The organism is Xanthomonas sp. SHU 166 (assembly GCF_000364685.1).
GTDB classification, from domain to species: domain Bacteria; phylum Pseudomonadota; class Gammaproteobacteria; order Xanthomonadales; family Xanthomonadaceae; genus Xanthomonas_A; species Xanthomonas_A sontii.
In genome coordinates this window covers 1-4,778 of record NZ_AQOJ01000768.1, presented here as the reverse complement: position 1 = coordinate 4,778, position 4,778 = coordinate 1, and the positions used below count along the sequence as shown (strand labels likewise).

Sequence of the window (4,778 nt, the reverse complement as noted above, 5' to 3'; positions counted from 1 at the left end):
TGCCGATCGCCTCGTCGGCATCGGCGGCATCGTCCGGACACAGCGCCACGCCGATGTGCGCCTGCAACTGCTGAGCGAATTCGCCGCCCTGCACGGGTGCGTACAGCGCCTCCTGCAGCGCCTGCAAAGCTAGCGGCAGGGCCTGCGGATCCAGGATCGCCAGCACGAAGTCCTGCGCCGGCTGGTGCGCGCTCAGCCCGAAGCGCTCGCCGAGCGCGCGGATGCGCTCGGCCACTGCGCAACGCACTGCATCGCCGACGACGCGGCCGAGGGTGTCGCCGATCAGGGCCAGGCCACGCACCTGCACGTAGGCGATGGCGTAGCCGCCACGCTGCGCGCGCAGGGCTTCGGCCAGCGCCCGCGGCTTGAGCAGGCCGGTGCTGAATTCGTGGCGTGCGAGATAGGCCAGTTCGCGTTCGTGGGCCAGGCGCTCGGTGACGTCCTCGGCCAGGATCAGCCGCGCCGGCACGCCGCCGAACTCCAGGTCGGCGCTATGGATGCACACCGACAGCAGGCTGCCGTCCTTGCGCCGATGCGTCCACACGCTCGGCGCGTCGAAGCCCTCGCGCGGTTTGCGCACGTCCTGCAGCAAGCGCTCGGCATCCTCCGACGGGCGCAGATCGCGCAGGTCCATCGCCAGGAATTCCTCGCGGCTGTAGCCGTACTGGCGCACCGCGGCCTGGTTCACTTCCAGGAAGCGCAGGCTGTCCACGGCGAACACCCAGTACGGCAACGGATTGCGATCGAACACCAGGCGGAACTGGCGCTCGGCATCGAGCAGGCGCGCGTGTGCCGCCACCCGGTCGCTGACATCCTGCACCGCGCCGGTCATGCACACGCCCTCGCGGGTATGCACCAGCGCGCCGCGCGCGGCCAGCCAGCGCAGGCGTCCATCGGGCAGGTGCATGCGATAGACGGTGTTGTAGTCCGCGCGCCCTTGCGCCGCGTCCTCGTACAGCTGCGTCACCCGTGCGCGATCCTCGTCGTGGATCCGCGCCAGGAACGCCTCGATGGGCAGTTGCATGCGCTGCAGGCCGAACATCGCGCCGGTCGGTTCGGACAGGCGCAGCACGCGCTGCGCGATGTCGACGCGCCAGGTGCCGATGCCGCCCATCCCGTGCGCCAGGCGCAGATCCTCGTCTCCGCGGCGCAGGCGCTGCAGCAGGTGGCGCTGGCGACGCTCGGCGCGGCGCAGGCTGACCAGCAGATAGGCCAGGCCGAGCAGGTACAGCACGTACACCAGCGCCGCCGCCGCGGCGAACCACCACCAGCCGGACAGCGTCTCGCGCAGCCCCACGCCAGCCACCGCCAGCAACGGATACGCACCGCCGCCGCTCAGCGCCAGGATCCGCGGTGTCCCGTCGAAGACATCGCGGCGTACCCCCAGGGCACCGCCGTGCGGCATCGGCTGCGCCAGCGCGATCGGCAGGCGTGGCTGGCCGACCGCGAGCGGACGGCTGGCGGCCAGCAGCACGCCCTGCGCGTCGGTCAGCGCGACGATGCCGTCGCGCCCGCTGTCGGTGCCCTGCACGATGCGTTGCAACGCGGCCACCCGCCATTGCGCCTCGACCCAGCCATCGGTGCCCCACGGGACCGCCACGCGCACCACCGCCTCGCCATCGGCCAGGCGCACTGGCGGACTCACGCAGACCCGGTCGCCGCAGCGCGCGCGCGGCATCCATGCGCGCAGTTGCGGATCGCCCGTGCCGCCGAAGCGGCGTTGGCCCTGCACATCCAGCAGGGCCACGTCGCGCAGTTCCGGGTGCCGCGCCTGCAGGCCGTGCAGCGAGGCGGCGATCAGTTCGGGCGCCCGCGCCGGCGTCTCCGCCAGCAGCGCCTGCGCGCTCAGAGCCTCGCCATGCAGCGCCTGGCCGAGATTGTCCAGTTGCAACTGCAGCAGGCGGTCGCTGCCGGTGGCCAGGGCCAGGCTCTGCCGCTGCGCTGCGGCCAGGCGGTTGTGGCGGTCCTGCGCCAGCACCAGCACCAGGCCGGCGGCCAGCAGCACCGCCAGCGCCACGCCCCAGGTCGCGATCGCCCGCAACGGCGCGCGCGTGACGCGCCGCAGGCTGTGCCGAAAGCGACGGTCACGCTTCCTGTCGGCGAGCGGGTTCGGCGGCATCGAGGGTCGGGAGTGCGGCGTAGATGCTGGATACAGCGGCCTGGGATCGGCGATCTTGACCGCCCGTGACGCGATGCTGCGTTCAGCGATGCGGATAAATCATTCAGTCCGCTGTGGCCACTGCGCCAGTGCCTGTGTCGTCAGCCCCACCCGTCGGCACGCACGCGCGGCGATGCCATCGTGCAGTGCCACCCGGAACAGTGGCGCCACCTGCTGCAGCAACCAGGCCGGCACCGTTGGGCCGGTGCGCTGCAGCCGTGCCTGCCGCAGCAGGGCGCTGGCCCACGGCGGCAACAGCGCTGCGCCGGCGCCCAGGAACAGTTCGCGCGACAGCCCCGGCGCCGGCACCGGCAGGCGCAGGCCGGACAGCACCGCCAGCACCTCGCGCGAGCGCGCATCCACCCGCAGCAGCGGCCGCTGCCGCGCGAAATAGTCCAGCACCGCCGCCTCGCTGGCCGGGACGTCGCGTGCGCCCAGCGCTTCGGCGACGCGCCGGCCTTCGTCGTAATAGCGGTCGGCGATCGCCGCCGGCACCGCGCGGCAGTAGCGGCGGTAGCCCTGCAGGAAGCCGTAGGCCTCGGTCACGTGGACCCAGGTCAGCAGCGCCGGATCGTCGGCGGCGTAGGCACGCCCGTCGGGCGTGTGGCCGCGCACCCGCGTGTGGATCGCACGCACACGGGCGATCTGGCGCTGCGCCGCGTCGGTGGGCGCGTAGCTGGTGGCGGCGACGAACTGGGTGGTGCGGCGCAGGCGCCCGACCAGATCCTCGCGAAAGTTGGAATGGTCGTAGACCCCGGCCAGCGCCAGCGGATGCAGGGTCTGCAGCAGCAGCGCACACAGCCCGCCGGCCAGCATCCCGGGAAACTCGGCATGGATGCGCCAGGTGACGCTGTCCGGACCGAACAGGCCCACATCGCCGAGCGGCTGGTCGTAGTCGATGGCGTCGCGCTCGCGCGGGAAGGCGCCCAGCACCCAGCGGCGGATCTGCGCGGTGGCCGGAGCGGAGAGGGTGCGTAGCAGCGGGGGCATGCGCCGATGGTAGCGAAAGCGGCGCGAGCGCCGTGCGATGGCGTATGGCGCGCCGCGGCCGCGCTGCATGTGCGACCGCAGCATGCACTTTGCGGCCGCTGTGCTAGAAAGAAGCTGCCTCAAGATCGCCAACCGACGTTCCGCGTCCGTCACCGCATCTGCAAGGAGCCCGTCATGCTCGCTCTGTTCAAAGGCTTGGGATTGCTGCTCGAGGACAACGCGCTGCACCAGCGCTCGTTTCCCGAACAGGTCGCGCACTGGCAGCACAAGAGCGAGGCGCAGATCCGCGAAGAGGTCGCGTTGCTGGCCAAGGCCAAGCAGCAGTGGCTGGTGGCGTCGATCATCGGCTGGCAGGCGATCTCGCTGATCCTGCTCGGCGTGATCACCGCGCAGTTGTGGCAGCACGACTACCACCTGACGTTCTCGCGCATCGTCATCGTGGTCACCTCGTGGGTGGCGATCCTGTTCGTGATCTGGTTCATCGCCAACATGTTCGACCGCACCGCCGGCTTCGAGCGCTGGCTCACCGCGTTCAACAGTCGCGAACCGCTGTCGGCCGATGCCGACACCGTGGAGTGCGTGGCCGACGCGCTGAACATGGCGCGCAAGTATCCGGAGATCCTCGCCTACAAGCGCGAGGTGGTGGCCAACCGCGAACTGCGCCACGAGGACATCCGGATCATGCGCGAGATGGGCCGCATCCGCCTGCATGCCGAACTGGTCGCCTCGCTGATCCAGTTCGAAGGCACGCCGCCCGGCGGCCAGCCCGGCGTGTTCCGCGTCGCAGGCTGAGGCCGCCGCACACGCATCTCACGCGCGCCGTCTGCGATAGACGGCGCGCCCGCCGATCCGACATCACGCGCGGGCGCGACTCGGGCGCAACACGCGCGCAGTCGGTCGTGATCCGCGCGCCCGATAGCGTGTTCGCTCAAGTCCCCGCGATCGCCGCAAGGGCGCAACGCCGCGGCGATGCCAGCCCCAGTCAAACCGCACCGACCCGACGCAGCCGGCGTCAGCCGACCGCGGCGACACAGGGCATTCCCAACGCCCGTTTCGCGAAATATAATCATTCTCGATTAGAACTTTCGCCCCACGGTCTCGATGACACTGCATCCCCTTTCGTGCGCCTGCCTGCTGGGCATGGCGCTGTCCCTGCCTGCGCACGCCGCCAGTGCCGACACCGCCTCGGACGCCGACAGCGGCGCCGATGCCGCACAGGCGACCGCCCTGCCCACGGTGCAGGTGCGCGCCGATGCGCAGAGCGGCTTCCGCGCCACCGGACCGGTGCAGGCCGACAAGTCGGATGCGCCGCTGGCGCAGACGCCGTTCTCGATCACCGTGGTGCCGCGCGCGCTGCTGGACAGCCAGCAGGCGCGCACCCTGTCCGATGCCCTGCACAACGTCTCCGGGGTGGTCGCCAACACCTACGGCCGGCGCGGCTGGGACGACCTGATCATCCGCGGCCAGACCGCCTCCGATGCGCTGTTCGTCGACGGCCTGCGCACCGCCGACAGCAACCGTGTGGCCGAGCAGTTGTTCGGCGTGCAGCAGGTGGAGGTGCTGAAGGGCCCGGCTTCGCTGCTGTACGGACAGGTGCTGCCGGGCGGCCTGGTCAACCTGATCAGCAAGC

The 4,778-nt window shown here is 71.2% G+C and carries 4 protein-coding genes; 2 read left to right on the top strand and 2 right to left on the bottom strand.

Translation table 11 applies throughout. The features are described 5' to 3' along the window. The coding region (locus D180_RS17870; RefSeq protein ID WP_017913870.1) for a PAS domain S-box protein at positions 1 to 2,041 on the bottom strand (2,041 nt) is incomplete at its 3' end. A 177-nt stretch (positions 2,042 to 2,218) separates the two neighbouring features. Beyond that, the gene (locus D180_RS17865; protein ID WP_043091289.1) at positions 2,219 to 3,148 is read right to left on the bottom strand and encodes an oxygenase MpaB family protein; all 930 of its coding nucleotides are present in this window, start codon (positions 3,146 to 3,148) and stop codon (positions 2,219 to 2,221) included. 6 nt (positions 3,149 to 3,154) lie between these two features. On the opposite strand from D180_RS17865, the gene D180_RS17860 reads away from it, so the two are divergent. Together D180_RS17860 and D180_RS17855 are read left to right on the top strand one after the other, a co-directional pair. Then, positions 3,155 to 3,940: a hypothetical protein gene (locus D180_RS17860; protein WP_232760566.1), complete on the top strand. Its 786-nt coding sequence runs from the start codon at positions 3,155 to 3,157 to the stop codon at positions 3,938 to 3,940. Between the two features lie 348 nt (positions 3,941 to 4,288). Then, positions 4,289 to 4,778, top strand: a 490-nt coding sequence (locus D180_RS17855) for a TonB-dependent receptor plug domain-containing protein (RefSeq protein ID WP_043091287.1), incomplete at its 3' end; no start/stop codon positions are given.

Coding starts and splice junctions, on each gene's coding strand:
- D180_RS17865 (WP_043091289.1), bottom strand. CDS start 3,148: ATGCCCCCGCTGCTACGCACCCTCTCCGCTCCGGCCACCGCGCAGATC.
- D180_RS17860 (WP_232760566.1), top strand. CDS start 3,155: ATGGTAGCGAAAGCGGCGCGAGCGCCGTGCGATGGCGTATGGCGCGCC.